Origin of the sequence: Microvirga sp. TS319, from assembly GCF_041276405.1 — a bacterium.
Lineage (GTDB): Bacteria > Pseudomonadota > Alphaproteobacteria > Rhizobiales > Beijerinckiaceae > Microvirga.
Genome location: NZ_JBGGGT010000002.1, coordinates 4,153,152 through 4,178,023, shown reverse-complemented (window position 1 = coordinate 4,178,023; position 24,872 = coordinate 4,153,152). Strand labels below are relative to the sequence as shown.

28 protein-coding genes are annotated in these 24,872 nt (G+C 66.1%); 5 read left to right on the top strand and 23 right to left on the bottom strand.

Annotated features, from left to right (window positions below; genetic code table 11):
* Nucleotides 1-2 precede the first annotated feature (2 nt).
* The 19 genes from AB8841_RS29095 to fabA all read right to left on the bottom strand — a co-directional run bounded on the left by AB8841_RS29095 (nt 3) and on the right by fabA (nt 18,358).
* The gene (locus tag AB8841_RS29095) at nt 3-1,037 is read right to left on the bottom strand and encodes a hemolysin family protein (protein ID WP_370439214.1); all 1,035 of its coding nucleotides are present in this window, start codon (nt 1,035-1,037) and stop codon (nt 3-5) included.
* 34 nt (nt 1,038-1,071) lie between these two features.
* Complete coding sequence (gene ybeY, locus AB8841_RS29090; RefSeq protein WP_370439399.1) at nt 1,072-1,533, bottom strand: rRNA maturation RNase YbeY; 462 nt, start codon at nt 1,531-1,533, stop codon at nt 1,072-1,074.
* A gap of 14 nt (nt 1,534-1,547) precedes the next feature.
* Nucleotides 1,548-2,642, bottom strand: a complete 1,095-nt coding sequence (locus AB8841_RS29085) for a PhoH family protein (protein ID WP_370439213.1) — start codon at nt 2,640-2,642, stop codon at nt 1,548-1,550.
* Between the two features lie 69 nt (nt 2,643-2,711).
* Entirely contained in the window at nt 2,712-4,070 is a 1,359-nt protein-coding gene (miaB, locus tag AB8841_RS29080; RefSeq protein WP_370439398.1) for a tRNA (N6-isopentenyl adenosine(37)-C2)-methylthiotransferase MiaB, read from the bottom strand.
* A 345-nt stretch (nt 4,071-4,415) separates the two neighbouring features.
* Nucleotides 4,416-5,183 carry a lysophospholipid acyltransferase family protein gene (locus tag AB8841_RS29075; protein ID WP_370439212.1) on the bottom strand — a complete coding sequence of 256 codons (768 nt, stop codon included), beginning with the start codon at nt 5,181-5,183 and terminating at the stop codon, nt 4,416-4,418.
* On the bottom strand, nt 5,180-5,554 hold the full coding sequence (locus AB8841_RS29070; RefSeq protein ID WP_370439397.1) for a Fur family transcriptional regulator: 375 nt from the start codon (nt 5,552-5,554) through the stop codon (nt 5,180-5,182). Before AB8841_RS29070 ends, AB8841_RS29075 begins: the two co-directional genes overlap by 4 nt.
* Before the next feature lie 269 nt (nt 5,555-5,823).
* Nucleotides 5,824-6,324, bottom strand: a complete 501-nt coding sequence (locus AB8841_RS29065) for a GNAT family N-acetyltransferase (RefSeq protein WP_370439211.1) — start codon at nt 6,322-6,324, stop codon at nt 5,824-5,826.
* A complete protein-coding gene (tsaB, locus tag AB8841_RS29060; protein WP_370439210.1) occupies nt 6,321-7,004 on the bottom strand; it encodes a tRNA (adenosine(37)-N6)-threonylcarbamoyltransferase complex dimerization subunit type 1 TsaB in 684 nt (227 codons plus the stop codon). Before tsaB ends, AB8841_RS29065 begins: the two co-directional genes overlap by 4 nt.
* Nucleotides 7,005-7,207: 203 nt before the next feature.
* Nucleotides 7,208-7,594 (bottom strand): hypothetical protein, encoded by a 387-nt coding sequence (locus AB8841_RS29055; RefSeq protein ID WP_370439209.1) that lies wholly within the window; start codon nt 7,592-7,594, stop codon nt 7,208-7,210.
* Nucleotides 7,595-7,699: 105 nt separating this feature from the next.
* Nucleotides 7,700-8,290, bottom strand: coding sequence for a malonic semialdehyde reductase (locus tag AB8841_RS29050; RefSeq protein ID WP_370439208.1), 591 nt, complete (start codon nt 8,288-8,290; stop codon nt 7,700-7,702).
* Nucleotides 8,291-8,358: 68 nt separating this feature from the next.
* The gene (locus tag AB8841_RS29045) at nt 8,359-8,919 is read right to left on the bottom strand and encodes a NifU family protein (RefSeq protein WP_370439207.1); all 561 of its coding nucleotides are present in this window, start codon (nt 8,917-8,919) and stop codon (nt 8,359-8,361) included.
* Nucleotides 8,920-9,202: 283 nt separating this feature from the next.
* Nucleotides 9,203-9,700 (bottom strand): universal stress protein, encoded by a 498-nt coding sequence (locus AB8841_RS29040; protein ID WP_370439206.1) that lies wholly within the window; start codon nt 9,698-9,700, stop codon nt 9,203-9,205.
* 309 nt (nt 9,701-10,009) lie between these two features.
* Nucleotides 10,010-11,050, bottom strand: a complete 1,041-nt coding sequence (trpS, locus tag AB8841_RS29035; RefSeq protein WP_370439205.1) for a tryptophan--tRNA ligase — start codon at nt 11,048-11,050, stop codon at nt 10,010-10,012.
* A gap of 102 nt (nt 11,051-11,152) precedes the next feature.
* A complete protein-coding gene (gene murJ / locus AB8841_RS29030; protein ID WP_370439204.1) occupies nt 11,153-12,667 on the bottom strand; it encodes a murein biosynthesis integral membrane protein MurJ in 1,515 nt (504 codons plus the stop codon).
* 103 nt (nt 12,668-12,770) lie between these two features.
* On the bottom strand, nt 12,771-13,397 hold the full coding sequence (locus AB8841_RS29025) for a thioredoxin domain-containing protein (RefSeq protein WP_370439203.1): 627 nt from the start codon (nt 13,395-13,397) through the stop codon (nt 12,771-12,773).
* A gap of 105 nt (nt 13,398-13,502) precedes the next feature.
* On the bottom strand, nt 13,503-15,266 hold the full coding sequence (locus AB8841_RS29020) for a chloride channel protein (protein ID WP_370439202.1): 1,764 nt from the start codon (nt 15,264-15,266) through the stop codon (nt 13,503-13,505).
* Nucleotides 15,267-15,411: 145 nt separating this feature from the next.
* On the bottom strand, nt 15,412-16,242 hold the full coding sequence (gene fabI, locus AB8841_RS29015) for an enoyl-ACP reductase FabI (RefSeq protein ID WP_370439201.1): 831 nt from the start codon (nt 16,240-16,242) through the stop codon (nt 15,412-15,414).
* 154 nt (nt 16,243-16,396) lie between these two features.
* Nucleotides 16,397-17,620 (bottom strand): beta-ketoacyl-ACP synthase I, encoded by a 1,224-nt coding sequence (gene fabB / locus AB8841_RS29010; protein ID WP_370439200.1) that lies wholly within the window; start codon nt 17,618-17,620, stop codon nt 16,397-16,399.
* Nucleotides 17,621-17,836: 216 nt separating this feature from the next.
* A complete protein-coding gene (fabA, locus tag AB8841_RS29005; protein WP_370439199.1) occupies nt 17,837-18,358 on the bottom strand; it encodes a 3-hydroxyacyl-[acyl-carrier-protein] dehydratase FabA in 522 nt (173 codons plus the stop codon).
* 253 nt (nt 18,359-18,611) lie between these two features.
* On the opposite strand from fabA, the gene irrA reads away from it, so the two are divergent.
* Together irrA and AB8841_RS28995 are read left to right on the top strand one after the other, a co-directional pair.
* Nucleotides 18,612-19,082 carry an iron response transcriptional regulator IrrA gene (gene irrA, locus AB8841_RS29000; protein WP_370439396.1) on the top strand — a complete coding sequence of 157 codons (471 nt, stop codon included), beginning with the start codon at nt 18,612-18,614 and terminating at the stop codon, nt 19,080-19,082.
* Between the two features lie 57 nt (nt 19,083-19,139).
* The gene (locus AB8841_RS28995) at nt 19,140-20,018 is read left to right on the top strand and encodes an EamA family transporter (protein WP_370439198.1); all 879 of its coding nucleotides are present in this window, start codon (nt 19,140-19,142) and stop codon (nt 20,016-20,018) included.
* A gap of 7 nt (nt 20,019-20,025) precedes the next feature.
* Here the strand turns inward: AB8841_RS28995 and AB8841_RS28990 are convergent, their stop codons facing one another.
* A complete protein-coding gene (locus AB8841_RS28990) occupies nt 20,026-20,172 on the bottom strand; it encodes a DUF3096 domain-containing protein (RefSeq protein WP_370439197.1) in 147 nt (48 codons plus the stop codon).
* A 97-nt stretch (nt 20,173-20,269) separates the two neighbouring features.
* The gene (locus AB8841_RS28985; RefSeq protein WP_370439196.1) at nt 20,270-20,803 is read right to left on the bottom strand and encodes an SH3 domain-containing protein; all 534 of its coding nucleotides are present in this window, start codon (nt 20,801-20,803) and stop codon (nt 20,270-20,272) included.
* A gap of 164 nt (nt 20,804-20,967) precedes the next feature.
* Between AB8841_RS28985 and AB8841_RS28980 the strand changes: the two genes are divergently transcribed.
* The 3 genes from AB8841_RS28980 to AB8841_RS28970 all read left to right on the top strand — a co-directional run bounded on the left by AB8841_RS28980 (nt 20,968) and on the right by AB8841_RS28970 (nt 23,076).
* Nucleotides 20,968-21,960, top strand: coding sequence for a 2-hydroxyacid dehydrogenase (locus tag AB8841_RS28980; protein ID WP_370439195.1), 993 nt, complete (start codon nt 20,968-20,970; stop codon nt 21,958-21,960).
* Between the two features lie 99 nt (nt 21,961-22,059).
* Nucleotides 22,060-22,782 carry a Crp/Fnr family transcriptional regulator gene (locus AB8841_RS28975; protein ID WP_370439194.1) on the top strand — a complete coding sequence of 241 codons (723 nt, stop codon included), beginning with the start codon at nt 22,060-22,062 and terminating at the stop codon, nt 22,780-22,782.
* Nucleotides 22,783-23,076 carry a hypothetical protein gene (locus AB8841_RS28970; protein ID WP_370439193.1) on the top strand — a complete coding sequence of 98 codons (294 nt, stop codon included), beginning with the start codon at nt 22,783-22,785 and terminating at the stop codon, nt 23,074-23,076. It begins immediately after the preceding gene.
* 57 nt (nt 23,077-23,133) lie between these two features.
* On the opposite strand, the gene AB8841_RS28965 is transcribed toward AB8841_RS28970, so the two are convergent.
* Both AB8841_RS28965 and AB8841_RS28960 read right to left on the bottom strand, forming a co-directional pair.
* The gene (locus AB8841_RS28965; RefSeq protein WP_370439192.1) at nt 23,134-23,436 is read right to left on the bottom strand and encodes a hypothetical protein; all 303 of its coding nucleotides are present in this window, start codon (nt 23,434-23,436) and stop codon (nt 23,134-23,136) included.
* A gap of 60 nt (nt 23,437-23,496) precedes the next feature.
* Nucleotides 23,497-24,840, bottom strand: coding sequence for a flavin monoamine oxidase family protein (locus tag AB8841_RS28960; protein WP_370439191.1), 1,344 nt, complete (start codon nt 24,838-24,840; stop codon nt 23,497-23,499).
* Between the last annotated feature and the right edge of the window lie 32 nt (nt 24,841-24,872).

The window sequence follows — 24,872 nt, the reverse complement described above, 5'->3', positions numbered from 1 at the left end:
GGTCATTCCGCCGCGGCGCTTTCAGGGCGCGGGGCAGCGTTCGGGGGATCTCCGACGATCGCCTCGGGCGCGGTGACATGCCGGAGGATACGCAGGCGCTTCACCCGGCGGGGATCGGCGTCGAGCACCTCGAATTCCAGCCCTCCCGGCCCCTCGATAACCTCACTGCGGGAGGGTACGCGACCGGCGAGCGTCACGATGAAGCCGCCGATGGTGTCGATGTCCTCGGCCCCTTCCTCCTCCGAGAGATCGACGCCGAGGCTCTCGGTGACCTCGTCGAGGCTCGCGCGGGCATCGGCGATGTAGGTGCCGTCCGGCGCCGGCACGATGGTGACGTCCTCGTCCTCGTCGTGCTCGTCCTCGATGTCGCCGACCACCATCTCTACGAGATCCTCGATGGAGACGAGGCCGTCCGTGCCGCCGTACTCGTCGATCACGAGGGCCATATGGGTGCGGGTCGCCTGCATGCGCACCAAAAGGTCGATGGCCGGCATGGACCGGGGCACGAAGAGCACCGGGCGCAGGATGTTGGCGTCGGCCAGGGTCATGGAAAGGTCGATCTGGCCGAGGCTCGGCGGGGGCGTGTCGTCGCTCGCGCCGCCTTCCGAGGCGCCGCCGTCGGCCCGCATGGCGATGAAATCGAGGAAGTCCCGGATATGGACCATGCCCTTCGGGTCGTCGAGGGTCTCACCATAGACCGGGAGGCGGGAATGGCCCGCCGTGCGGAAGAGGCTCAGAAGCTCGCCGAGATTGGTGTCGGCGGAGACCGCCACGATATCGGCGCGGGGCACCATCACGTCTTCCACCCGGATGCGGTGGAAGGACAGCACGTTCTTGAGCATCGCCCTTTCCTGGGGCGAGAAGTCCGTGTCTTCGACGGATGTCTCCTCGAGGGCGTCCTCGAGATCGTGGCGGATGGAATCGCGGGGCTTCAGCCCCAAGCGGACGAGAACACGATCGTACCAATGTTCTCGTGGGTCTTCGTCGTCCGAGAGAGAGCGGACAGGACGGTCGTTACGACTTCGATCTTCGTTCATATCAATGTGAGTATCAGCTCAAACGTTTTTGCGTTCACGCTGCCATATCGCGATAGGGATCGGCGATTCCAAGAGTGGCGAGCGCCTTCACCTCAAGAGCTTCCATGATCTCCGCCTCCGCCTCGACTTCATGGTCGTAGCCGAGAAGGTGCAGAACTCCATGAACGATCAAATGGGCGAAATGATGCGCGAGCTCCTTGGATTCCTCCTCGGATTCGCGCACCAGGGTTTCGTACGCTAAAGCAATATCGCCCAAATAGCGAGGCCCCGTCGCGCCCGGCTGTTCCGGGGCCGGGAAAGACAGCACGTTCGTGGGCTTGTCCTTGCTCCGCCAGGTGCGGTTCAGCTCCCGGATATGGGCGTCGTCGGTGAGCATCACGCTCGCCTCGAACTCCCCGGCGGCCTCGTAGGTGACGGCGAGCGCCGCCCCCGCGGCCTTGCGGGCGAGGGCTTCCGCATCGGGAAGCCCCTCCTCCCATGCGCCGTCCTCGATCATGATGTCGAGCTCGATCACGGTCTTGCGTTCCGTTCGCGGTAGGGTTGTTCCTGGGGCGGCGCGTCGCGCGCCGCGGTGTCGTAGGCCGCCACGATGCGGCGCACGAGATCGTGGCGAACCACGTCCGCTTCCTTGAAGGTCACGCGCGAGATGCCTTCCACACCCTGCAGGATCCGCACGGCCTCGACGAGACCGGATTTTTGCCCGGGCGGCAGGTCGATCTGCGTCGGATCGCCCGTGATGATCATGCGCGAGCCTTCGCCGAGACGCGTCAGGAACATCTTCATCTGCATGGAGGTGGTGTTCTGCGCCTCGTCCAGCAGCACCAGGGCGTTGGTGAGCGTGCGGCCACGCATGAAGGCCAGCGGCGCAATCTCGATCATGCCGGTTTGGAGACCGCGATCCACGTGGCGCGCCTCCATGAAGTCGTAGAGGGCATCGTAGATCGGGCGCAGATAAGGGTCGACCTTCTCGCGCATGTCGCCGGGCAGGAAGCCGAGGCGCTCGCCCGCCTCGACGGCGGGACGCGAGATGATGAGCCGGTCCACCTGTCCCGCCTCCAGGAGCGAGACGGCATAGCCCACGGCCAGCCAGGTCTTGCCGGTGCCGGCGGGGCCTTCGGCGAAGACGAGCTCGTTCTGCTTGAGAGCCTTGATATAGGTGTTCTGCGCCGCATTGCGGGCCCGCACCGGGCCGCGCTTGCGGGTGGCGATGTGGTCGAAGGCGGAGAGGCCGGGGGCGGGCGCCTCCTCCGGGGAGAAGAGCGAGCCCTGAAGGGTCGCCTCCTCGATGGTGCCGTCCACGTCGCCGGGTCCCAGCGCCGCGCCCTGGCGGGCGCGGTCGTAGAGGCCTTCCAGAACGCGCCGAGCCATCTCGGAGGAGTCCGGCCGGCCCTTCACGGTCACCCGGTTGCCATTGGCGATGGCGGCCACGTTCAGGCGCCGCTCCAGATGGGCGAGATTCTGGTCGTACTGACCGAAAACCAGGCTGGCGAGGCGGTTATCGTCGAAGGTGAGGACGATTTCGGCCTCCTCCTCGACGCCAGGATGCAAGGGATTGGGGGATCTGCCCTTTTGCGCTCGTGCGGTCGCGTTGTCCGCTGGCCTCAAATGCCTCTCCTTACCGTACTTCGCGGCTGGATTGCCACGAAAGAAACTCTCGAAGTCGCAGGGAAGGGGTCAGGCCGCGGCCTGACCGCCGGGCTGCACCACTTCCCCGAACAGGCTGTTCGAGCCTGCCTGCGTGATCCGCACCGTCACGATATCGCCGATCCGGTGGCTGTCCGTCTCGAACTGGACAGCCTGAAGATAGGGCGATTTGCCGGCCATCTGGCCGGGGTGACGACCCGGCTTCTCCAAGAGAACGTCCAGAGTCTGACCAACGGTTCCGCGATTGAAAGCCTGTCTTTGCGTTTCCAACAGATTTTGGAGGCGGCTCAGGCGCTCCGCCTTCACGGATTCGGGCAGCTGCTCCGCGATCTCGGCGGCCGGCGTGCCGGGGCGGGGGCTGTATTTGAACGAGAACGAGCTTGCAAAGCCCACATCGGACACGAGGCGCATGGTGTCCTCGAATTCCGCATCCGTCTCACCGGGGAAGCCCACGATGAAGTCGGAGGAGAGCGCCAGATCGGGCTGCGCCTCGCGGATACGCGCGATCAGGCGGCGGTACTCGTCGCCCGTGTGCTTGCGGTTCATGGCGTCGAGGATGCGGTCTGAGCCGGACTGCACGGGCAGGTGCAGATAGGGCATGAGCGCCGGAAGGTCGCGATGGGCGGCGATCAGCGCATCGTCCATGTCGCGCGGGTGGCTCGTGGTGTAGCGGAGCCGGGCGATGCCGGGAATTGCCGCGAGGCGATGGAGCAGGTGGCCGAGGGACCAGACGGAGCCGTCCGGGCCTTCACCGTGATAGGCGTTCACGTTCTGGCCAATGAGGGTGAGCTCGCGCACGCCCGCATCCGCCAGGCTCAGGGCCTCGTCGACGATCTTGGCGACGGGACGGGAGACTTCCGCGCCGCGGGTATAGGGCACCACGCAGAAGGTGCAGAACTTGTCGCAGCCCTCCTGGATGGTCAGGAAGGCCGACACGCCGCGGTTCCGGATCGCGGCCTTCGAGGGCCTGGGCAGGTGGTCGAACTTGTCCTCGATGGGGAATTCGGTATCGACCACGCGCTCTGAGCGCGCCTTGTTCAGGAGCTGCGGCAGGTTGTGATAGTTCTGCGGACCCACCACCACATCGACGGCGGGTGCCCGGCGCAGGATCTCCTTGCCTTCGGCCTGGGCGACGCAGCCTGCCACGACGACTTTCGTTTCCCGGCCTTCCGTCTCGCGCTCCTTCTTGAGCTCGCGCACGCGGCCGAGCTCGGAATAGACCTTCTCGGCTGCCTTCTCGCGGATATGGCAGGTGTTGAGGATGACGAGATCCGCCTCCTCCATGGTCTTGGTCTCGGCATAACCTTCGGTGGTCAGCATGTCGGCCATGCGCTCGGCGTCATAGACGTTCATCTGGCAGCCATAGGATTTGACGAAGACTTTTTTCACGAGATCGGCCTGTCTGCTGGGTGTCGCGGTCCATAATCGAGCGCCCATTTAAGCCTTTTGGGCCTTAATGAGAATAGCGGCCTTTCGACCGATCGCGAGAGCCTATCGGGGGAGGGCCGCCAGGAGCGTCGATCCGTGTTAAAAGGGAACGGTATCGCTGCAAAGCAGGCCTCTTCACATCGAGACACATCGAGACGGGCCTTGAGTTCGACACGGGTGGATTCTGAAGCCCCGTATTGCCCCGCACCCTCCGTTATCCCCACGATGGCGGAGATCCATATCCGCGACCTGCGGAGGAGAAGCGCAACGCCCCCACAGCCTCATGACATGTGAGGAGGTATTTCCTCACACCGCCTTCAGGGCCTTGCGCACGGCGCTCTCGGCGGCGGCGGTGGCTTCCTTGCGATTGCCGTTGAAGGGGATCGGCTCGCCCCAGGTCAGCACCACGTCGATGGGGTGGCCTTCCACGAAGAGCCTGAGATGAGGCGCAAGGTCCATGTCGCCGTACCAGGCGATGAAGGGCCGCTCGCGCCGCGTGACGGGAAGTCCGTCGCGGCGGACATACGCGATGGAAAGAGGCTGCAGAAAGACCTTCTCGACGCTGTCGTGCATGAGGGCCGCCTGCGCGGCGCCCACCAGAGAGGAGCGGAAAGGCAGGAGCCGGTTGCCGTCGCCTGTGGTGCCCTCCGCGAACAGCACGATGACCTCGCCCTTCACGAGGCGATGGGCGAGGGCGTCGTTCACCTCGGCGGTGGCTTTCCGACGCTGGCGGTCGATGAAGACGGAGCGCTGGAGCCTCGCGAAGAGGCCGACCACCGGCCAGTTCTCGATCTCGGATTTCGCAATGAAGGAGAGAGGGTGGACCGAGCCGATGACGGGGATGTCGAGCCAGGAGACGTGATTGGCCACGACGAGGGTCGGTGCGTCGCCCGGCGGCATTCCCTTCTCGATCACGCGCACGCCAAAGAGCCTGAGGAGAATGCGGTGAAACAGAACCGGCAGATGGTGGATGAGGCCCCAGCCGAAGCGGATCCCCAGCATCTGCAGCGGGACGAGCACGAGGCTGCACAGCGCCAGGACGAGGAGCTTCAGGGCGACGGCGATCCTCGTCACGCGTCGTCCTTGGCGAGCGGCACCGCATAGAGCTCGAGGCGGTGATAGACGACCTTGTAGCCGAGACGCCGGGCGATCTCGGTCTGCAGCGCCTCGATCTCCTCAGAGTGGAACTCGATCACGGCGCCGGTCTCGAGATTGATGAGATGGTCGTGATGCTCGCGCGCCGCCTGCTCGTAGCGGGAGCGGCCGTCGCGGAAATCGAGCCTCTCCAGAATGCCTTCCGTCTCGAAGAGCTTCACGGTGCGATAGACCGTGGACAGGGAGATGCGGTGGTCCACCTCGGCCGCCCGGCGGTGGAGTTCCACCACGTCGGGATGATCGGCGGCGTCGTCGAGAATCTGCGCGATGATCTTCCGCTGGCCCGTCATGCGCAGGCCCTTGTCGCGGCAGGCGCGCTCGATCACGCCGGGTCGGCGGGATTTTCCGGTGCTGATAGTCCGTGCTGCCAAAACTGAAACTCACTCCCCGAACGCCGGACCGAGGGCCAAAGCCGCGCTCCGGATCGATCCGATGCCCGCTGTCTTCGATCGCGCATCGTTAGGGCGGAACCGGCGGGCCGCGTCTGCGGGAACCCGGAACCGCCGCATCAAGCACGATGCGCCTGAAAAATGCTTATACGGGACTTGCCGGGGAGGGGCTATAGGCTGACTGCCATGGTGAGCGCCGCGACCCGGCTGCCGTCGGGCTTCTGGTAATAAGCCTCCCGTCGACCGACCTCCTTGAAGCCGAAGCGGCGATAGAGGGCGAGCGCGGGCTGGTTTCCCTCCTCCACCTCCAGGTGGACGGTGCGGACGCCGCGGCGGGAGAGTTCATCCAGGTGCCGCTCCAGGAGAGGGATCGAGAGACCCTTGCCACGGACCTCGCGGGCGACCGCGACCGTGAGGATCTCCGCCTCGTCGAGCACCATGCGCGACAGGACGAAGCCCGAAGGCTTTGAGGCGAGACCCTTGGGGGCAGGACCTAGGAAAAGCCCGTCTCCGACCATCCCGCGCTCGCCCATGAGCCGCTCGAATTCCAGCGTGGTCCAGGGACGCGCGAAGGAGGCGGCATGGATCGCCGCCATCCGGGCGGCGGATTCCGTGCCGAGCGGGTCGATGCGGAATCCGCCGGGCCTCTTGAAGAGGTCGAAGAAGCTCATCGGCGGGCGATGCGCGCGCCATCCTGAGGCTTGGCGTCGGGATCGCGGAGATAGAGGGGCTTCGGGAGAGCCTGATTCGGGTCGGCGAGGGCGCCGAGGCGCGCCACCCAGGCGATGTCGGGCGCCTGGGGCATGTCGGTCACGTGGGCTTCCACGCCCTGCATGCGGGCCTCAGCCGCCAGCATGGGAGCGGCCGAGCCGCTGATCAGCAGCGGACCGGAGCCGAGCACGCGCACCGCATCGCGATAGGTCATGAGGCTCGGCGGGATGATGGTGCGCCCGCCCGCCGCGATGGCCTGGATGTAGATGTGCCCGTGCTTGGCATCGAGGGCGGCGGTGAACAGCCCGCGCCGCTCCTTCACCATGAGCGGGGCCAGGAAGGCTGAGAGGGTGGCCACGCCCACCACCGGAATTCCGGCCGCAAGACCGATTCCCCGGGCGGCCGAGATCCCGACGCGCAGGCCCGTATAGCTGCCGGGTCCCACGGTCACGGCGACCCGGTCGAGGCTCTCGAAGCCGCCTTCGACCTTGGCGGCGACCCGGTCGATGAGCGGCAGCAGGGCCTCCGCGTGGCCTCGCTCCATGGGCAGGGTCTCGCCGGCCAGCGGCGCGTCATCGCCCGCCTGCCAGATGCAGGCCGAGCAGGCGCCGAGAGCGGTATCGATGGCAAGGACGCGCAATATTCGTCTCCGTCTGATCGAGACCTCTCTTTAGCGCATCGTGCGGAAAAGTGGACCCGGTTTTCAGCTCAAACGATGCGCTGATCTAAGAAGGGAGCATCGGATTCGATCCCAAAAGTGCAAATCCACTTTTGGGTCCGATGCTCTCGCGCCTCGTGCGGAAAAGTGGACCCGGTTTTCACGAATGTGGCCCTCCGGCCGCCTCATCCCCTCAGGGCGATACCGCCGAAGCCGAGGAGGTCGGCGAAAAGAGCGGCGGCAATCCCGCAGGCGACGAGCATCAGCCCGATGATGAAGATCCGGACTGAGCGGTTGTATTTGTCGATCCGCAGAGAATCGATCGCCAGAAGATTGGCCAGAGCCTTGATCTGGAGCACGATCCCGAGGGTGATCGCGGAGACGGCGATGAGGTCGGACCGCTCCCAGTCTCCCGGAAGGCCCGCCCAGCGACTCAAGAAACCCAGCGAGAAGCCGACCACGACCCCGATCGCCGTCAGCGACCCGTTGCGGAAGGTCGAGTCGATCGTGGTGCGCTCCGGGAGAGGCTCGGGCGCAGGGTCGATCCTGTCGGTCTGCGGTTTCTCGGTCACGGCGCGCCGTTCATGCTGATCGGGAGCCGATCTTAGAGCATCGGCTCCGAAAGTGGACTTGCACTTTCGGGCCTGTCCGATGCTCCCTTCAAGAGAAGGCCACGGTTACTCGATCCGGCAGAAGTCCTCGAACGCGAAGCGCGGCGCGCGGGGGTGAAGCTTCTCCGGGATGCCGTAACCGAGATTGATGAGGAAGTTGGACTTGATCGTCCCGTCCGGGAAGAAGGTTCGGTCGACGCCCTCGCGGTCGAAGCCGCCCATGGGGCCGCAATCGAGTCCCAGCGAGCGCGCCGCCATGATGATGTAGGCGCCCTGCAGGGTCGAGCCGTGGATGGCCGTGCGCGCGATGGTCTCGGGGCTGCCCGTGAACCAGCTGCGCGCGTCCTTGCTGTGCGGAGCCAGGAAATCGAGCTTCTCGTAGAATTCCATGTCGTGCGCCACGATGACGGTGGCGGGCGCGCTCATGGTCTGGCGCACATTGCCCTCGTCGAGATGGGGCTTCAGCTTCTCCTTGGCGGCTTGAGACACCACGAAGACGAAGCGGCCCGGGGAGGAATTGCCGTTGGTTGGGGGCATCTTGGCGAGGTCGGCGATCGCCCGCAGGGTGTCCTCCGAGATCGTCCGGTCGTCCCACCACCGGTGGGTGCGGGCATTGCGGAAGAGCTGGTCGAGGGCGGCGTCGGACAGAGAGGGCAAGACACGTCTCCAAAGAAAAAGCGCGGCGTGAGGGCCGCGCTGTTCATATGAGAGCTCTTGACGTACCGTCAAACAGCCTGGACCTCGCGCACGTCGGGCAGGAAGTGCCGCAGCAGGTTCTGGATGCCGTGGCGAAGCGTGGCGGTCGAGGAGGGGCAGCCGGAGCAGGCGCCCTTCATGACGAGATAGACCACCCCGTCCTTGAAGCCCCGGAAGGTGATGTCGCCTCCGTCGCCCGCCACCGCCGGGCGAATGCGGGTCTCGAGCAGTTCCTTGATGGTCTCGACGGTGGACGCGTCCTGCGGATCGAAGAATTCCTCACTGTCCTCCTCCGACGCCCCGTAGCCGTTCGCGAAGAGCGGCGCGCCGGTCATGAAATGCTCCATGATCGCGCCCAGGATGGCGGGCTTCAGGTGCTGCCACTCGCCGTCGGCCTTCGTGACGGTGATGAAATCGTAGCCGAAGAAGACACCGGTCACGCCCGGCACCGAGAACAGGCGCTGGGCCAGAGGCGAGAACTCGCCCTGCTCGGGGGTCTTCGCCTCGAAGGTGCCTTCCGGCATTACGACGCGGCCGGGCAGGAACTTCAAGGTGGCGGGGTTGGGAGTGGCTTCGGTCTGGATGAACATCGCTTGTGGGTCCTCTGACGCCGGTTCAAGGCCGGCCGAGCGGTGGGTTTAGAATCGTTCTAACAGGTTTTAACCCCAATGTGGATCGGGGAGAGGAGGATTCCAAGGGGAGAATGAATGGGGGAGAATGAATGGCGGCGCTTCCGACATCCCTGCCGCCGGACTTGGTCCCGGGAAGACACGCCTTCGACACGCCGCGGCTTCCAAGCTTCGGTTTTCAGGCTTCGGTTTTCAAGATCTGGATGGCCGTGACGAGCACGGCCATGACGCCGGACCATGCACCTCACCCCGCCAGGGCGTCGATCTCCTCGTCCGTCAGGCTGCCCGGCACGATTACGATGGGGACCGGGAAGGTGGAGGCCGCCTTGCCGGCGAGCGTGCTCACGAGGGGGCCGGGGCCTTCCTTGCCGCTGCCGGCGGCGAGGACCAGGAAGGATACGTCCTCGTCCTCGCGGATCAGCTTGATGATCTCTTCCGCGCGGCTGCCGACGCGGATCACCTGCTCCGGCTCCACGCCCGCGGCGCTGCGCGCCTCGCGGGCGGCCGCCTCGAGGAGCTTGGCGGCTTCGGCGCTCGCCTCCTCGATCATGGCCTCGCCGACGCCGATCCACTCGAAATTGTCCGGTGGAGCGACCACGGCGAGCATGAGCATGCTCGCTCCGGTGCGCGCGCAACGACGCGAGGCGAAATGGACCGCCTGCGCGCATTCCGGCGTCTTGTCGACCACCACCATGAATTTCGGCCGGTGGCCCGATTCGTAGGATCGGCGCTGCCCGCTCAATGCAAGCTCTCCTGCAACGGCATGATGCTGCCCTGCCCGAACGAATAGAACAAGGGCGAGGCTTTGATCTAGAGCATCGTGCGGAAAAGTGGATCCGGTATTCGCTGACGCGGCCCTTCGGGTCCGCCCGGACGATGCTCTCATTCAAGGAGAAAGCATCGGATGGGTCCCAAAAGTGGGAACCGGTTTTGCGTGATAAAGACGCTCGAACCGATGTTGGAGCATCGGATGTGAAAAGCGGGCTTGCCCTTTATCGACCTGCCCCTGTGGGATTGACCCGGTGGTCCGGAGCGGACCACCGGGTCGCGTTCAGCGGGCCCGAACGAAGCCTACGATGTCCCTCACCGCGTCCATGGTCTGGGCGGCGATCACCCGGGCGCGGTTCGAACCGTCGATGAGAATCGCGTCGATATGGCCGGGATCGTCCATGAGACGGCGCATCTCCTCGGCAATCGGAGCGAGCTTCGTTACCGCCACGTCCACCAGAGCCGCCTTGAAGCCGGAGAACTGTCCGCCGCCGTGGTCGCGCAGCACGTCTTCCGCCGTCATGCCGGTGAGCGCCGCGTAGATGGCGACCAGGTTCTCCGCCTCGGGACGGCCTTTCAGGCCTTCGATCTCGGAGGGCAGAGGCTCGGGATCCGTCTTCGCCTTGCGGACCTTCTGGGCGATGGTGTCGGCATCGTCCGTGAGGTTGATGCGGGAATAGTCGGACGGGTCCGACTTCGACATCTTCTTCGATCCGTCGCGCAGCGACATGACGCGGGTGGCCGGGCCCTGGATCATGGGCTCGGTGAGCGGGAAGAAGGCGTCGCCATGGCCGTTCTCGGCGATCGAGGCGGCATAGTCGTTGTTGAACTTCTGCGCCACGTCGCGGGTCAGCTCGAGATGCTGCTTCTGGTCCTCGCCCACCGGCACGTGCGTGGCGCGGTAGACCAGGATGTCGGCGGCCATCAGGCTCGGATAGGCATAGAGGCCGAGCGAGGCGTTCTCGCGGTCCTTGCCGGCCTTCTCCTTGAACTGCGTCATGCGGTTCATCCAGCCGATGCGCGCGACGCAGTTGAACACCCAGGCGAGCTCCGCGTGCTGGTACACCTGGCTCTGGTTGAAGATGATGCTCTTCTTCGGGTCGAGGCCGGCGGCGAGATAGGCGGCTGTCACCTCGCGGATCTGGCGCTTCAGGTCGGCCGGGTCCTGCCAGACGGTGATGGCGTGCATGTCGACGACGCAATAGATGCATTCCATCGTCTTCTGGAGTTCGATCCATCGGATCATCGCGCCGAGATAGTTGCCGAGATGCAGGTTCCCCGTCGGCTGCATGCCTGAGAAAACCAGCTCCTTGAACTGCGCCATCGTCTTGCACTCCTACGCCGGACCGGGTTGGACGCCGGCCGCGTTGTTTCCCTTATTGCGTTGCGGCGCGGTTATGACAGGGCCGCGCCACGATGCAAGCGTTTAACGGAACCGGGTCAGGTCGTCACGGGTCACCGCGCCGGTCAGCCATGCCGCGAGGGCATAAACGCCAAGGCCGCCGAGACACAGGCCCGCCAGGGCTGCGGGACCCATGGGCCCGAGGAACCCTTTTGCTCCCCAGAGGGCCAGGCTCATGAGGGCGGCCGAGAGACCGATGCGCAGAAGGCGCGCGAGGAAGCGGCGGTCGGGGTGCCACAAGCCGATTCGGGCCAGCAACCAGATCATCGCGAGGACGTGGGCGACACAGCCCAGGCTGATGCCGAGGGCAATTCCGGCAGGCCCCCAGAAGGACGCGAGCTGCGCGCCTCCTGCGACCGTCGTGACGATGCCGAGCCCGGCGGCGGCGACCGTCTTGCGCAGAGCTCCGCGCGCGAACAGGGTCTGGCTCAGCACCTTGGCGGCGGTGGCGAAGGGCAGGCCGAGGCTCAAGGCCGCGAGCACCAGCGCGGTTCCGGCGGAATCCGAGGGTTGGAAGGCCCCCCGCTGGAAGAGAACGACCGTGATCGGGAAAGCCAGGATCAGCAGGGCCGCGCTGGCCGGCAGGGCCAGCAGCAGGGCCATTTCGAGCGCCCGGTGCTGGGCCGACACGATCGCGTCCGTTTCACCCGCGCGATGGTGCCGGGCGAGCTCCGGCAGCAGGACGCTGGCGCCCAGGGCCGCCATGAGTCCGAGCGGCAGCTGCATCACCCGGTCGGCGTAATAAAGCCAGGAGATGCCGGACGCCCAGAAGGAGGCCATCTGGGTTCCCGCCAGCAGGAAAAGCTGCACGGCGCCGCTGGCGACGAGTGCCGGGAAGCCTGCCAGGAGCAGATTTCGCAGGCCCGGGGACCAGCGCGGCCTGCGGAAGCGCACGAGCGTTTCCCGGCCCCGCCGCAGCGCGACCAGCATTGCGGCGAGCTGAAGGAAGCCTGCGAGGCTCGACGCCCCCGACAACCAGGCCGCCTTGGCGTCGAGGGGTAGGGCGAAGGCGGTCTCCAGCGCCACGAGCGTCAGGATCAGTCCGGCATTGACCGCAAGGGGCGCGAGCGCCGTCGCCCCATAGCGACCGCGCATGTTGAGGATCGCGGCCGCCACGGAGGAGAGCGTCACCCCCAATACGATGGGAAAGGACAGGCGCGTGTAGAGGGCCGCCAGTGCCAGAGTCTCCCCATCGGCGTGAAGGCCCGGAGCGAGAAGGAAAGCCAAGGGGCCCGCGCCGATCTCGACGAGGGCGCTGAGGCCGAGAAGCGCGAGGGCGAAGACGCCGATCACGTCGCCGGCCGCCTCGGCGGCCTCTTCCGGCTCCAGGCGGCTCAGGTGCGGAACGAGGGCCGGGTTGAGCCCGCCCTCGCCGACGATGCGCCGCACGAGGTTCGGCAGGCGAAAGGCGGTGAGAAACGCATCCGCGACGGGTCCCGCGCCGAGCGCCTGCGCGAACAGCATGTCCCGGACGAAGCCGAGAATGCGCGAGGCGATCGAGCCGAAGCCGACCAAAAGGGAGGAGCGGATGAGCGACATGGGCAGAGTCGCGCTTAAACGCTTCCGCGGCGAATGTCTAAGAAATGGTGACGGTGAACGTCCTCACGGCCGTTCATGGCGGGTCTGGGACGAGGGGAGGATGCTATCCCCTCGCGCGCGCAATCGCCTCGCGCTTCTGGGCGAGCGTTATCCCGCCCACATAGGCTTCCGTCGCGACGAGGTAGGAGGGGGTGGCGGTGAAGCCCAGCGAATCGCCGATCTTGAACGCATCCCTCATCCATTGGGTGGTCCGGTCGGCATTCGCGACCTCCTCCAGGCGCGCGGTATCGCCTCCCAGGCGTTCGATCTCCTTCAGCGCCCGCCCGCCGTCGACGGCTCCCTTCAGCTTGAAGAGAGCGAGGTGGAGCGGCAGGTAGCGCCCGGGGCCGTAGACCTGGAGATAGGCGAGGGCGGCCTTCGTGGCCGTGACGGACGGGATGCCGAGGACCGCGAAGTTCACGAGCACATAGGTGAGTTCGGGCTCGGCCTCGAGGAGCGCGGGCAGGTCGGCGGCCGACTTTCGGCACCAGGGGCAATTGTAATCGAAATATTCGACCATGATCACGTCGCCGTGCGGATGCCCGATCCTGACGGCGGAGGGCAGGGCCAGCGCGTCCTCGACGAGCTCGACCGGAACCATCTGCGGCTCGGGCGCGGACTGGGCGAAGGCGGGGAGACCGGTGCCGGAAGCAGCGAGGCCGGCCAGAAGCGTGCGGCGGGACAGGATCATGAAAGCAACTCTCGAAACGGAAGGCCCCTGGTGCCGTCCGATCGTGTCGGGAGCAAGGCCAAGCTTCCCGCGCTCATGCACTTGTGAAAGGACGGCTGGGCGGCCTCACTTGGCGATGCCGAGGTCCTCGCGCCGCTGCATGTCGAGGATGTGCGACGCCAGCGCGTAGGCGTCGCGGGCGCGCACGACGCCGACGAGGGCGCGGCTGTCGGTCTGGTCCATCACGGCGACCGTCGCGCGGTCATCGTTGCGGAAGATGTCGACCAGCTCGGCCAGATTGGTCCGGGGCGTCACGACCGGGTTGGTTTCATAGACGAGCTCCGCCGCGACGACGGGCAACTGGACGTCCTCCCCCTCGATCGCCTCCACCAGGCGCGGATCGATCAGGCCCGTGAAGGAGCCGTCATGCTGATAGACGGCTGTGCCGCGGGCCCCGGCGGTCGAGATCGCCCGCAGGACGTCGTCCAGCTCCGCATTGGCGGCGATCGAGCGCTTGGGCGGCTTGATGATGCCGGAGATCGGCGAGGCTGCGAGGCGCGATACGTCGTGCCCGCCCTCGATGGCGAGCCCGCGCTGCTGGAAGCGCCAGGTCGCGAAGGAATAGCCGAAGAGCCGGTCGGTCAGAAAGGAAGCCGCCACCGCCCCGATGGCCACCACGATGGCCGCATCGTAATCGCCCGTGGTTTCGAGCACGAGAAAGATCATGGTCAGAGGGCTGCCGATGATGCTCGCGCCGACCGAGGCCATGCCGATGACGGCGCAGAGCGTGGGGCTCACGGGCGGCACGCCCGGGAAGAAGGGGACGATCCAGGCGACGCATTGTCCGAGAAGCGCACCCAGGAGCAGCGAGGCGCTGAAGAGGCCGCCCCGGAAACCGCTGCCGAGGCTTGCCGCCGACGCGACGGTCTTGGCGCCGAGAAGGCCCAGGGCGTGGCGTCCGGCGATGTCGCCGTTCACGGCATGCTCGACCGCCGCATGGCCGCTGCCCAGCACGGCGGGAAACCGGATCGCCAGAGCCGTGAGAAGCAGACCGGCCACGGCGCGGCGCATCGCATGGCCCGGAAACAGGCGCTTGAACAGGCGCTCGAGAATGGTCACGAGCAGCATGACCCCGATGCCGAACAGAGCGGCCAGAAGCCCGATCGCCAGGGCGAGCGGAAAATCGGACCACGACGCCTGGGTCTCCAGCGGCAGGTTGAAAGGCTTCGCCTGTCCGGTGAGCAGCCACATGGTGATCACTGCGCAGATGGCCGCAAGTCCGATGGGCGCCAGCGTCCGCTTGGTATAGGTGCCGAGGACGAGCTCATAGGCGTAGAGCATGCCGGCGATCGGTGCGCGATAGGCGGCCGCGATGGCTGCGGCCGAGCCTGCACCCACCAGAAGGCGCAGGTCCGAGCGCGGCCGTCCCAGTCGCCGCCCGATGCGGCTGGCGAGCACCGCGCCGAGCTGGGTCACGGCGGCCTCGATGCCCACCGAGGCCCCGAACGACACGGATGCCAGAATCGGGATGACGACGCCCACCGCATCGAACCAGCTCATGGTCCCGCCGCTGAGCGCGTTGGCCTCCACGGCGTCGATGGGCTCCCTGGTCTTCCAGCGGGAGAGCAGCCGCGTCAGAACGGTGACGAGGAGCGCGCTGCCGATGAGCGCCAGCGCGATGCGCAGATAGGATGCGTGGTCGGGCAGCACGATCCGCCGTTCGGCGGCGAACCCTAAGGTCGCCCGCTGGGCAAAGATGACGAAACTCTGGATTCCGGCGACGGCGACGCCTGTCAGGCAGCCGAGGACCGCCGCCAGGCCGACGAGACGGAACGAACCGGTGGGTTTGCGAAGATCGGGAACGGAGGAGAGTCGCGGTTCGGGACTCATTCGCAAGCCTTCGGTCATGAGAGGGGGTTCTTCCGGGAACGCCCTTAGTCAGGAAAAGTCACGGCGCGATGCGCGAAACGACAATGCCGCCCGGCGAAGCGGGCGGCACTAGACGAGTTGTCCTGAACCGGCTGTGAATGCGCCTTTAAGCGTCCTCGCCCGTCACGCCGGCGGCGTCCTGGGCCTTGAGCACCTCGGGGCGCGGCATGGAGATGATGTTGTAGCCGGAATCCACGTAGTGGATTTCCCCGGTGACGCCCGAGGACAGGTCGGAGAGCATGTAGAGGGCCGCGCCTCCGACGTCCTCGATGGTGATGTTCCGGCGAAGCGGCGCATGGGCCTTCTGATAGGTGAACATCAGCCGCGCATCGGCGATGCCGGCGCCGGCCAGCGTGCGCACGGGCCCGGCCGAGATGGCGTTGCAGCGGATGCCGGCCGGTCCGAGGTCGTTGGCGATATAGCGCACGGACGCCTCGAGGGCCGCCTTGGCCACGCCCATGACGTTGTAATTGGGCATCACGCGGGTCGAACCGCCATAGGTCAGGGTGAGGAGCGAGCCGCCGTTCCTCATGCGTTTGGCCGCGCGCTGCGCGACCTCCGTGAAGGAGAAGCAGGAAATCACCATGGTGCGCGAGAAGTTCTCGCGGGTCGTGACCTCGGTGTAGGGGCCCTTGAGCTGCGACTTGTCCGAGAAGCCGATGGCGTGGACCACGAAGTCGAGGGAGTCCCAGCGTCCGTCGATGGCCTCGAACGCGGCGTCGACCGAGGCGAGATCCTCCACGTCGCAGGGGACCACGAGGTCCGAACCCAGGGACTGGGCCAGCGGCGTCACGCGCTTGCCCAGCGCCTCGCCCTGATAGGTGAAGGCGAGCTCCGCGCCCTGCGACGCCAGGGCCTTGGCGATTCCCCAGGCAATGGAATGGTCGTTCGCGACACCCATGATGAGGCCGCGCTTACCTTGCATCAGACCGCCCATTCGGGTCCCCCTATGCGTCGGCTCCAGTGTCGGATGCCGATCGTTAGCAAATCGTGCATCCGGAGCCTTGGTCTTCATTTCAATGAGCGTGTCCATGCGAGATCCCCTTCAGGCGTGGGGACATCGCACGGCGCTGTCTCAGGTTTATGACGTCTTATCCGTTATAACGGCTGAAGACGAGCGTGGCGTTGGTGCCGCCGAAGCCGAACGAGTTCGACAGGACCGTATCCATCCTGGCATCGTCGATGCGCTTGCGGACGATGTTCATGTCGGCGAAGGCCGGATCGATCTCGTCGATATGGGCGCTCTCGCAGATGAAGCCGTTCTGCATCATCAGAAGGGAATAGATCGCCTCCTGCACGCCGGTGGCGCCGAGCGAGTGGCCGGTCAGCGACTTGGTGGCCGAGATCGGCGGGCACTTGTCGCCGGAGCCGAACACCTCGCGGATCGCCTCGATCTCCTTCTGGTCGCCGACCGGAGTCGAGGTGGCATGCGGGTTGATGTAGTCGATGGGGTTGTGCACGTCCTTGAGCGCCATGCGCATGCAGCGCACCGCGCCCTCGCCCGAGGGCGCCACCATGTCGTAGCCGTCGGAGGTCATGCCGTAGCCCACGATCTCGCCGTAGATCTTGGCGCCGCGAGCCTTGGCGTGCTCAAGCTCCTCGAGCACCAGCACGCCCGCGCCGCCGGCGATCACGAAGCCGTCGCGGTTGGCGTCATAGGCGCGCGAGGCCCTGGCGGGCGTGTCGTTGTACTTGGTGGACATGGCGCCCATGGCGTCGAAGAGGTTGGACAGGGTCCAATCCAGATCCTCGCAGCCGCCGGCGAACATCACGTCCTGCTTGCCGTATTGGATCATCTCGTAGGCGTTGCCGACGCAGTGGTTGGAGGTCGCGCAGGCCGACGAGATGGAATAGTTCACGCCCTTGATCTTGAACCAGGTGGCGAGCGTCGCGGACGCCGTGGAGGACATGGCCTTGGGCACGGCGAAGGGGCCGATGCGCTTGGGGCCCTTGTCGCGGGTGATGTCGGCGGCTTCCACGATCACGCGGGTGGAGGGGCCGCCCGATCCCATGATGATGCCGGTGCGCTCGTTGGAGACGTCGCCGTCCTCGAGCCCCGAATCACGGATCGCCTGATCCATGGCCACGTGGTTCCAGGCGGTGCCACGGCCGTGGAAGCGCATGGCACGGCGGTCGACGAGGGATTCCACATCGATCTGCGGGGCCCCGTGCACCTGGCAGCGGAAACCGAACTTCTCGTAATCCTCGGCCTTCGCAATGCCCGACTTTGCTTCGCGCAAAGAGGCAAGCACCTCCTGCGTGTTGTTGCCGATGGACGAAACGATGCCCATTCCGGTGACGACGACGCGCCTCATAGCCTACCTCTTCATAGGATCTTGGATGCCAGCCTTGTGTCCCAACACGTAAGGCCTGACCGGCTCATTCTCAACCGCGAGCCGGCGGGGATCGGGAATTGATCCGTCGAATCCGATGCCCCCGCCGAGCGCGGCGGGGTCGGTTCTTTAAAAAAGATCACGTTTTGTCAACATGATGAGTGTGGTGACGTTGCGTCCGCCCGAACCTGCCGGGACTCAGCCGCCTGCCGGGGTCTCGGCCTGGAAGAGGCCGACGCGCATGTCCTTGGCCTCGTAGATGCGCCGTCCATCGGCTTCGAGCCAGCCGTCGGCGATGCCGAGCACCAGCTTGGACCGGAACACGCGCTTGAGGTCCACGCCGTAGACCACTTTCTTCACGGTGGGCAGGACCTGATCGGAAAACTTCACCTCGCCGACGCCCAGCGCCCGGCCACGGCCCGGCGAGCCGCCCCACCCCAGGAAGAAGCCGGTCAGCTGCCAGAGAGCATCCAGTCCCAGGCATCCCGGCATGACGGGGTCGCCGTGGAAATGGCAGGGGAAGAACCAGAGATCCGGACGGATGTCGAGCTCGGCGCGCACATGGCCCTTGCCGTATTCGCCGCCGTCCTCGCCGATGGAGGTGATGCGATCGAACATCAGCATGGGAGGCAGCGGCAGCTGCGCATTGCCGGGGCCGAACAATTCTCCGCGCCCGCAGGCGAGGAGCTCTTCGTAATTAAAGCTGGACTGGCGGGCCATCCGGGGTGCCGATCCTTTCATCGCGTTCTCAAAAAGCGGCCTGAGGGCGGGTCCCCAGGCCTTCGACGGGAGCTCTGGTAGCACAGGCTTGGCCCTCCATCAAAGGGACCCGGGACGCCACGCAGCAATTCTTTTGCCACGCAGGTCTTAAGGATCATTCCTTAAGCGCGACCGCGGAGCACCTTGCGGCGCCCCCCTCGCTTTCCTATGATTGTAATGATAGAAGCGCTCGTTCCCGCAAACAGTTCCGATGATGACCGATCCTTTGTCCGCCTATATCGAGTCCACCACGGCTCCGGCCCACCGGAGGGGTTGCCCCCTGTCCGAGCTGCGCGACAAGCTTCGCCGCGTCGGTCTGCGGCCCACCCGCCAGCGGGTATCGCTGGGCTGGCTTCTGTTCGGTAAGGGCGACCGGCACATCACGGCCGAGATCCTCTTCGAGGAGGCGAGCCGCGCCCGCGTGCCCGTGTCCCTGGCCACCGTCTACAACACCCTGCACCAGTTCACGGAAGCCGGCCTCCTGCGCCAGCTGGCCGTCGACGGGTCGAAAGCCTATTTCGACACCAACCCCACCGAGCATCACCATTTCTTCCTCGAGGAAGAGGGCGAGCTCGTGGACATGCCCATCTCCGGCGTGAGCGTAGCCGACCTGCCCGCCCCCCCGGAGGGGATGGAAGTGGCCGGCGTCGAGGTCATCGTGCGGCTTCGCCGCAAATCGTCTTAAAGAGCGCTCGAAAAGCATTCGCGTAGGGTATATGACCGGCGGCCCGGAGCTCCTGTCATGCCGCCCGTTCATAGCCTTGCCGCCATTCTCGTCGCCGTCATCTGGGGCCTGAGCTTCGTCGTGATCAAGCTCGGCGTGGGCGCGGTGCCGCCCCTGCTGCTCTGTGCCCTGCGCTTCTTCTTCGCGGCCGTTCCGGCGGTCTTCTTCGTTCCTCGCCCCAAGGCGTCCCTCGGGAACGTGGTGGCCTACGGCTTCTTCCTCGGCGTCGCGCAGTTCGGGCTGCTTTTTGCCGCTATCGCCTTCGGCATGCCGGCGAGCCTCGCCTCTCTCGTCATGCAGGCGCAGGTCTTCTTCACGATCCTCTTCGCGGCCCTCGTCATGAACGAGCGGCCCGGGCTTTACCAGATCGCGGGCGGCCTCGTCGGCTTCTGCGGCCTTCTCGTCATCGCCGTGCCGCGCCTGTCCGGCAGCGGGGCCGGGCCGTTTCTCATGACGGTGGCGGCCGCGGCCGCCTGGGCCGTGGCGAACATCGTGTCGAAGCGCGCGGGGCGGGTCGACATGCTCGGCTATATCGTCTGGGCGAGCCTCGTCGCGCCCCTGCCGCTGCTCGGGTTGTCGCTTCTGCTCGACGGGCCCGCGCAGGTCGCCTCCGCCCTGACCGCCATGAACCTAGGCACCTGGGGCGCCGTGGCCTATCTCGCCTATCCCACCACGGTCTTCGCCTTCGGGGTCTGGGCCTATCTGCTCTCCCGGCACCCGGCCGCGACCGTGACACCCTTCGCCCTGCTCGTGCCGGTGGCGGGCATTCTCGGCTCCGCGCTCGTCCTGGGCGAGGCGATGCAGCCCGTCGAGGCCCTCGGCGGCGCGGTGATCCTGGCGGGCCTCGCCCTCAACCTGTTCGGAGGACGTGTCCTCGCGCGCCAGAGGGCCCTTTGAGGCTCCTTCAGCGGATGAAGCCGTACTGAACCAGCGCATAGGCGATCAGGAAGACCGCAACGAAGATATTGAGAAAACGCGGCACCACCAGGGAGGCGACGCCGAGGATTGCCGCGAGGATCGGCAGGAGCTTGAAGCCTAAGTTGACGGACATGCATCAGGATCCGGAGACAAAAGATGATACTCTATTACTGAAGACAGGGAATTCTTGATAAATCGGAAAAGGCGGTCCAGGCGCGCCGCTTTGGAGCCTATTCGATCTGCTCGTTGGGATAGACGCCCCAGAGCTTCTCCTGCTGCACGTAGCCGTCGAGGTCCCGCGCGCGATCCATGCTGATCATGACGCGGCACCATTTGCCGTCGCAGGCCTTTACGTTGGTGATCACGCCCGGCTGCATCTGGGCGACGACACCTCCCTTGTCATCCGGCCGGTCGAGAAGGCCGATCGGCGCCTCGCCTTTCTTGGCCCAGGGCATGACGAGGGCCGTGCGCCGTCCGGACAGAAGGGAGTGCAGAACCCAGCCTTCGGTACCCTCCGAATCGCGGATGCGCCGCCAGGTCTCGTATTCGGCGACGATCTCGACAGGCAGGCCCGCGCGCTGGAACACCCAAGCCGTCCGGTGATCCTTGGAGGGACCCTCGCGCAGGTTCACGCGGTCGGTCTTCAGGCTCACGAAGCGCGGCACCGGCAGGCCGGTGCCGAGGCGTCCGCCGGGCGGCTGCTGCGCCTCGGCCGACACTGCGCTGAGAAGGAAAGCGGCAATGACGGCGGCGATCTTGCGCATGGAAACTCTCTCGGCGACTTTGTGTCTGTCCAAGCCTCTGATAGAGAAGCTTGGCTTGAGCCGCCACGCGGCGGCTCGTCGCCTTTGTGGCCGGAGCAGGGTTAAGGGACCGTGAAAACCCGCCCGAAAACCGGGCCGTTCTGACGCGGGAGATTGCTGCAGCAATGAAAAAGAGACCTGTCGTCGTCGTCACCCGCCGCCTTCCGGACGTTGTCGAAACGCGGCTGCGCGAATTGTTCGACACCCGCCTCAATCTCGAGGACAAGCCTCTCGCCCGCGAGGAGCTGACCGAGGCGATTCGCGTGGCGGACGTGCTCGTGCCCACCATCACGGACGAGATCGACGCCGCGCTGCTGGAGCAGGCAGGGCCCCAGCTCAAGCTGATCGCCAATTTCGGGAACGGCGTCGACAATATCGACGTACCGGCCGCCGTCGCGAAGGGCATCACCGTCACCAATACGCCCGGGGTGCTCACGGAAGACACGGCGGACATGACCATGGCGCTCATCCTGGCTGTCGCCCGCCGCATCCCGGAGGGCGCGAGGGTGATCCCCGACGGGGAATGGGCCGGCTGGTCGCCGACCTGGATGCTGGGCCGGCGCATCACCGGCAAGCGGCTCGGCATCGTCGGCATGGGCCGTATCGGCCAGGCGCTCGCCCGCAGGGCCCGGGCCTTCGGCCTCTCGATCCACTATCACAACCGCCGCCACGTGCCGCCGAAGATCGAGGCGGAGCTCGAGGCGACCTATTGGGAATCCCTCGACCAGATGCTGGCGCGTATGGACATCGTGTCCGTCAACTGCCCGCACACGCCCGCGACCTACCACCTGCTCTCCGCCCGGCGCCTCAAGCTGATGAAGCCCGACGCCATTCTCGTGAACACAGCGCGCGGCGAGATCATCGACGAGGGCGCGCTCACCAAGCTCATCGAATCCGGAGCCATTGCGGGCGCGGGCCTCGACGTGTTCGAGGAGGAGCCCGCCGTCAATCCCCGCCTCGTGCGGCTCGCCAAGCAGGGCAAGGTGGTGCTGCTGCCCCATATGGGTTCGGCCACCGTCGAGGGCCGCATCGCCATGGGCGAGAAGGTGATCGTCAATATCAAGGCTTTCATCGATGGCCACAGGCCGCCGGATCGGGTGCTGCCGAGCATGCTTTGACCGAGGACCGCCGAGAAGCCTCTGTCATATAACATATGTGAGTGCGGGACTTGGCCGGAAACGGCCAGAAGGAACTTCCATTCCTTCTGAAAAGTCTTCATGACCACCAATCCCTTCGTCCTCAAACTCGAACAGCGCGACCGGCTCTCGGACGACGAGAAGCGGGTTCTCGAAAATTCTATTTCGCGCATTCGGGTGGTCGAGGCCGACGAGGACATCGTGCATGAGGGGGCCACCCCGTCCGAGAGCAACCTGCTCCTCGACGGATTTGCCGCCCGCTACAAGATCTTCTCCAACGGGCGGCGCCAGATCACGGCCATCCACGTCGCCGGCGATTTCGTCGACCTCCACAGTTTCCTCTTGAAAGCCATGGATCACGGCGTGCTGGCGCTCACCCCCTGCCGCGTCGCCATGGTGCCCCATGCGGCGCTCGAGAGAATCACCGACGAACATCCGCATCTCACGCGGCTGTTGTGGCTCAACACGCTCATCGACGGCGCCATCCACCGGGAATGGCTCACCACCATGGGGCGCCTGTCGGCCACGGCCCACATGGCGCATTTCATGTGCGAGCTCTTCCTGCGGCTCAAGGCCGTCGGCCGCACGGACCGCGATACGATCCAGCTGCCCCTCACCCAGGCGGAACTCGGCGACACGCTGGGACTTTCCACCGTACATGTGAACCGCGTGCTGCAGGAGCTGCGCAAGGAAGGCCTTATCCGATGGCAGGGCGACGCCCTGACGATTCTCGATTGGGAGCGGCTGGAAGCGGTGGGCGAGTTCACGCCGACCTATCTCAACCTTCAGTACGATCATCGATAAATGCCGGGACCATCCGCACTAAATCTCCGCCTCGAGCCCGTCTCCGTCCTGAGCGACGGCGGCGGCCATGAAGGGCGGCTCGTCTTTTCCGACGACGATCTCGTGGCCGTCTTCGCCAAGGTCTCGGAGGAGGAGAACGCGGGCAGTCCCCGACGCACCGGCGGCTGGTTCCTGGAGGCAGGGTTCGGCCCTTGCAGCATCCTCATGACGTCCCGGCCGTCCGTCTTCCCGACCCTGGGCGAGGCCCTCGCTTGGGTGCGCAAGCGCCTGGATACGGGATTGCCGTCATCGTGAGGTCTTGAGGCGCCGGGTGATCCGCTTCCGGGCGGCGGCCCTTGCCCGACAGATTTCCTAAACGGGCTTGATGAGTTCCCAGACGCGCAGGACCAGGCCTACGACAATCACGACAAGGCCCAGCCCGCTTCCGATCCAAGCCAGCAGCCCCAATCCTACCGGATTGCTTCCTCCCAGGCCGGTTGCACCGATCAGGAGAAGAGGAATCCAGGCTGCGACAACGGTCAACACGCCGATCAAGAGGACTTTACCGGACAGGCGTCTGCGGGCTGTGAAAGCCGCAACGATCGCGAGAACGAATGCAGCGACATAGACCGCATCGGGCAGATCCGTCAGAAACAGATACAATTGAAAAAGCACAGTCCACTCCTCCTGAGCCAGGATGAGGATCACGATTTAACATAACATAATATAGCATCGCTACGAGCGACTCCCGACTTGCGGCCAGGCAAACCGCAGAGCGGCGATGATTTCGCCGGCCGCCCTCTCGCCTTCTTCCCAGGCCCCTCCCGCCGTGCCCCATTGGGCGCGCGACAGCCCCTCGCCCGCGAACCAGATCCGCTCGGCCACGGGAGCCTTCAAGGCATCACGAATGGGCGCGAGACCCGGCGGCACCACGGCCCAGGAGGCGCGCGCCCAGGGGTCGTTGTGCCAGGCGGTGGCATGCGGGACGCTGAGATTGCGGATCGCGCGTGCCCCGAAATGCTCGGCCAGAACATCCCGGGCGAAGCGCGCGGGCGCATCGGCGTCGCGTCCGTCGAAGCGCGCCGCATGGGGCTGATCGAGCTCGAAGAAATGAAAGGGCGTATCGTCGATCCGGGTGAGAAGGCCCGGCGGCGTACGGCGTGTACCGGTCAGCGTCGCGAGCCGGTCGGGGCCTTTGAAGGGCGCATCCGGCCAGTGCAGGATCACGTGCTCGTAGACGCCCTGACGGAATCCGTGGATCGCCTCCTCGATACGGTGCGGCAGGGCGGGCGCGAACCGGATCACGTCTGCCTGCAGGACTGCCATGGGCGTGGTGACGATAACGGCTTTCGCCCGAAGAGATCCGGTGGACGTCGCGACCCGCACGCCATGGCCCGACCAGTCGATGGCGTGAACCGGACTCCGCAGGCGGACCGGCAGATCCCGGCCGAGCCGCGCCACATAGCTCCCGAGGCCACCCGCGATGAACAGGTTGTCGGCATATTCCATGCTCGGGAAGTCATGCAGACTCACCTCGCCGAGCGGCCGTCCGGAGACGAGGCCGTGGATATCGAAGACGCGCCGGCCCTGGGGGCCCATGCCGGGCGGCAGGGCCTTCGCGGCGGCCTGATCCTCCGGGCCCTTCGCGGCTTGGGTCATGGCGCGGTCGGCCATGGCGAAGGCGCGGTCGAGGGCCGCGGACCGGAGGCAGCCTGCGGGCTTTCCGCGCACGTAGAAATGCCCGTCCGTCGGGGCACGGCGCAGGGGTTCGCCCCGCCGCACACCCAGCTTGACGAGCGGGTTGATCGGCCCGGCGTGAAGCCAATGGGCGCCGAGATCCAGCGGATGCCCGCGGAAGGCGCGCGTGACGGCGCGCCCGCCGATCCGGTCCCGCGCCTCCAGCACCGTGACGGTGAGGCCCGAAGCGAGCAGGCGTCGCGCGGCGGCGATGCCGGCGCTGCCCGCCCCGACGATCACCACGTCGGGCTCCTGCGGGACATGAGACGGGGAGAGACTATCGCTCGGCACGGATCGTTTCCATTTTCCTGCGCCCTCTCGCGATCCGAGAGGTCCGTTCATAAGTAAAGGCCACGCCTCGTCCTGCGAGGCGG

Coding starts and splice junctions, on each gene's coding strand:
- AB8841_RS29065 (WP_370439211.1), bottom strand. CDS start 6,324: ATGAGCTTCTTCGACCTCTTCAAGAGGCCCGGCGGATTCCGCATCGAC.
- AB8841_RS29070 (WP_370439397.1), bottom strand. CDS start 5,554: ATGACGGGCCAGCGGAAGATCATCGCGCAGATTCTCGACGACGCCGCC.
- fabB (WP_370439200.1), bottom strand. CDS start 17,620: ATGAGGCGCGTCGTCGTCACCGGAATGGGCATCGTTTCGTCCATCGGC.
- AB8841_RS28970 (WP_370439193.1), top strand. CDS start 22,783: ATGCCGGGACCATCCGCACTAAATCTCCGCCTCGAGCCCGTCTCCGTC.
- trpS (WP_370439205.1), bottom strand. CDS start 11,050: ATGGCGCAGTTCAAGGAGCTGGTTTTCTCAGGCATGCAGCCGACGGGG.
- AB8841_RS29095 (WP_370439214.1), bottom strand. CDS start 1,037: ATGAACGAAGATCGAAGTCGTAACGACCGTCCTGTCCGCTCTCTCTCG.
- AB8841_RS28985 (WP_370439196.1), bottom strand. CDS start 20,803: ATGCGCAAGATCGCCGCCGTCATTGCCGCTTTCCTTCTCAGCGCAGTG.
- murJ (WP_370439204.1), bottom strand. CDS start 12,667: ATGTCGCTCATCCGCTCCTCCCTTTTGGTCGGCTTCGGCTCGATCGCC.
- AB8841_RS28960 (WP_370439191.1), bottom strand. CDS start 24,840: ATGAACGGACCTCTCGGATCGCGAGAGGGCGCAGGAAAATGGAAACGA.
- AB8841_RS29045 (WP_370439207.1), bottom strand. CDS start 8,919: ATGTTCATCCAGACCGAAGCCACTCCCAACCCCGCCACCTTGAAGTTC.
- fabA (WP_370439199.1), bottom strand. CDS start 18,358: ATGGCCCGCCAGTCCAGCTTTAATTACGAAGAGCTCCTCGCCTGCGGG.
- AB8841_RS28980 (WP_370439195.1), top strand. CDS start 20,968: ATGAAAAAGAGACCTGTCGTCGTCGTCACCCGCCGCCTTCCGGACGTT.
- AB8841_RS29025 (WP_370439203.1), bottom strand. CDS start 13,397: ATGATCCTGTCCCGCCGCACGCTTCTGGCCGGCCTCGCTGCTTCCGGC.
- AB8841_RS28995 (WP_370439198.1), top strand. CDS start 19,140: ATGCCGCCCGTTCATAGCCTTGCCGCCATTCTCGTCGCCGTCATCTGG.
- ybeY (WP_370439399.1), bottom strand. CDS start 1,533: ATGATCGAGGACGGCGCATGGGAGGAGGGGCTTCCCGATGCGGAAGCC.
- fabI (WP_370439201.1), bottom strand. CDS start 16,242: ATGGGCGGTCTGATGCAAGGTAAGCGCGGCCTCATCATGGGTGTCGCG.
- irrA (WP_370439396.1), top strand. CDS start 18,612: ATGACCGATCCTTTGTCCGCCTATATCGAGTCCACCACGGCTCCGGCC.
- AB8841_RS28990 (WP_370439197.1), bottom strand. CDS start 20,172: ATGTCCGTCAACTTAGGCTTCAAGCTCCTGCCGATCCTCGCGGCAATC.
- AB8841_RS28975 (WP_370439194.1), top strand. CDS start 22,060: ATGACCACCAATCCCTTCGTCCTCAAACTCGAACAGCGCGACCGGCTC.
- AB8841_RS29020 (WP_370439202.1), bottom strand. CDS start 15,266: ATGAGTCCCGAACCGCGACTCTCCTCCGTTCCCGATCTTCGCAAACCC.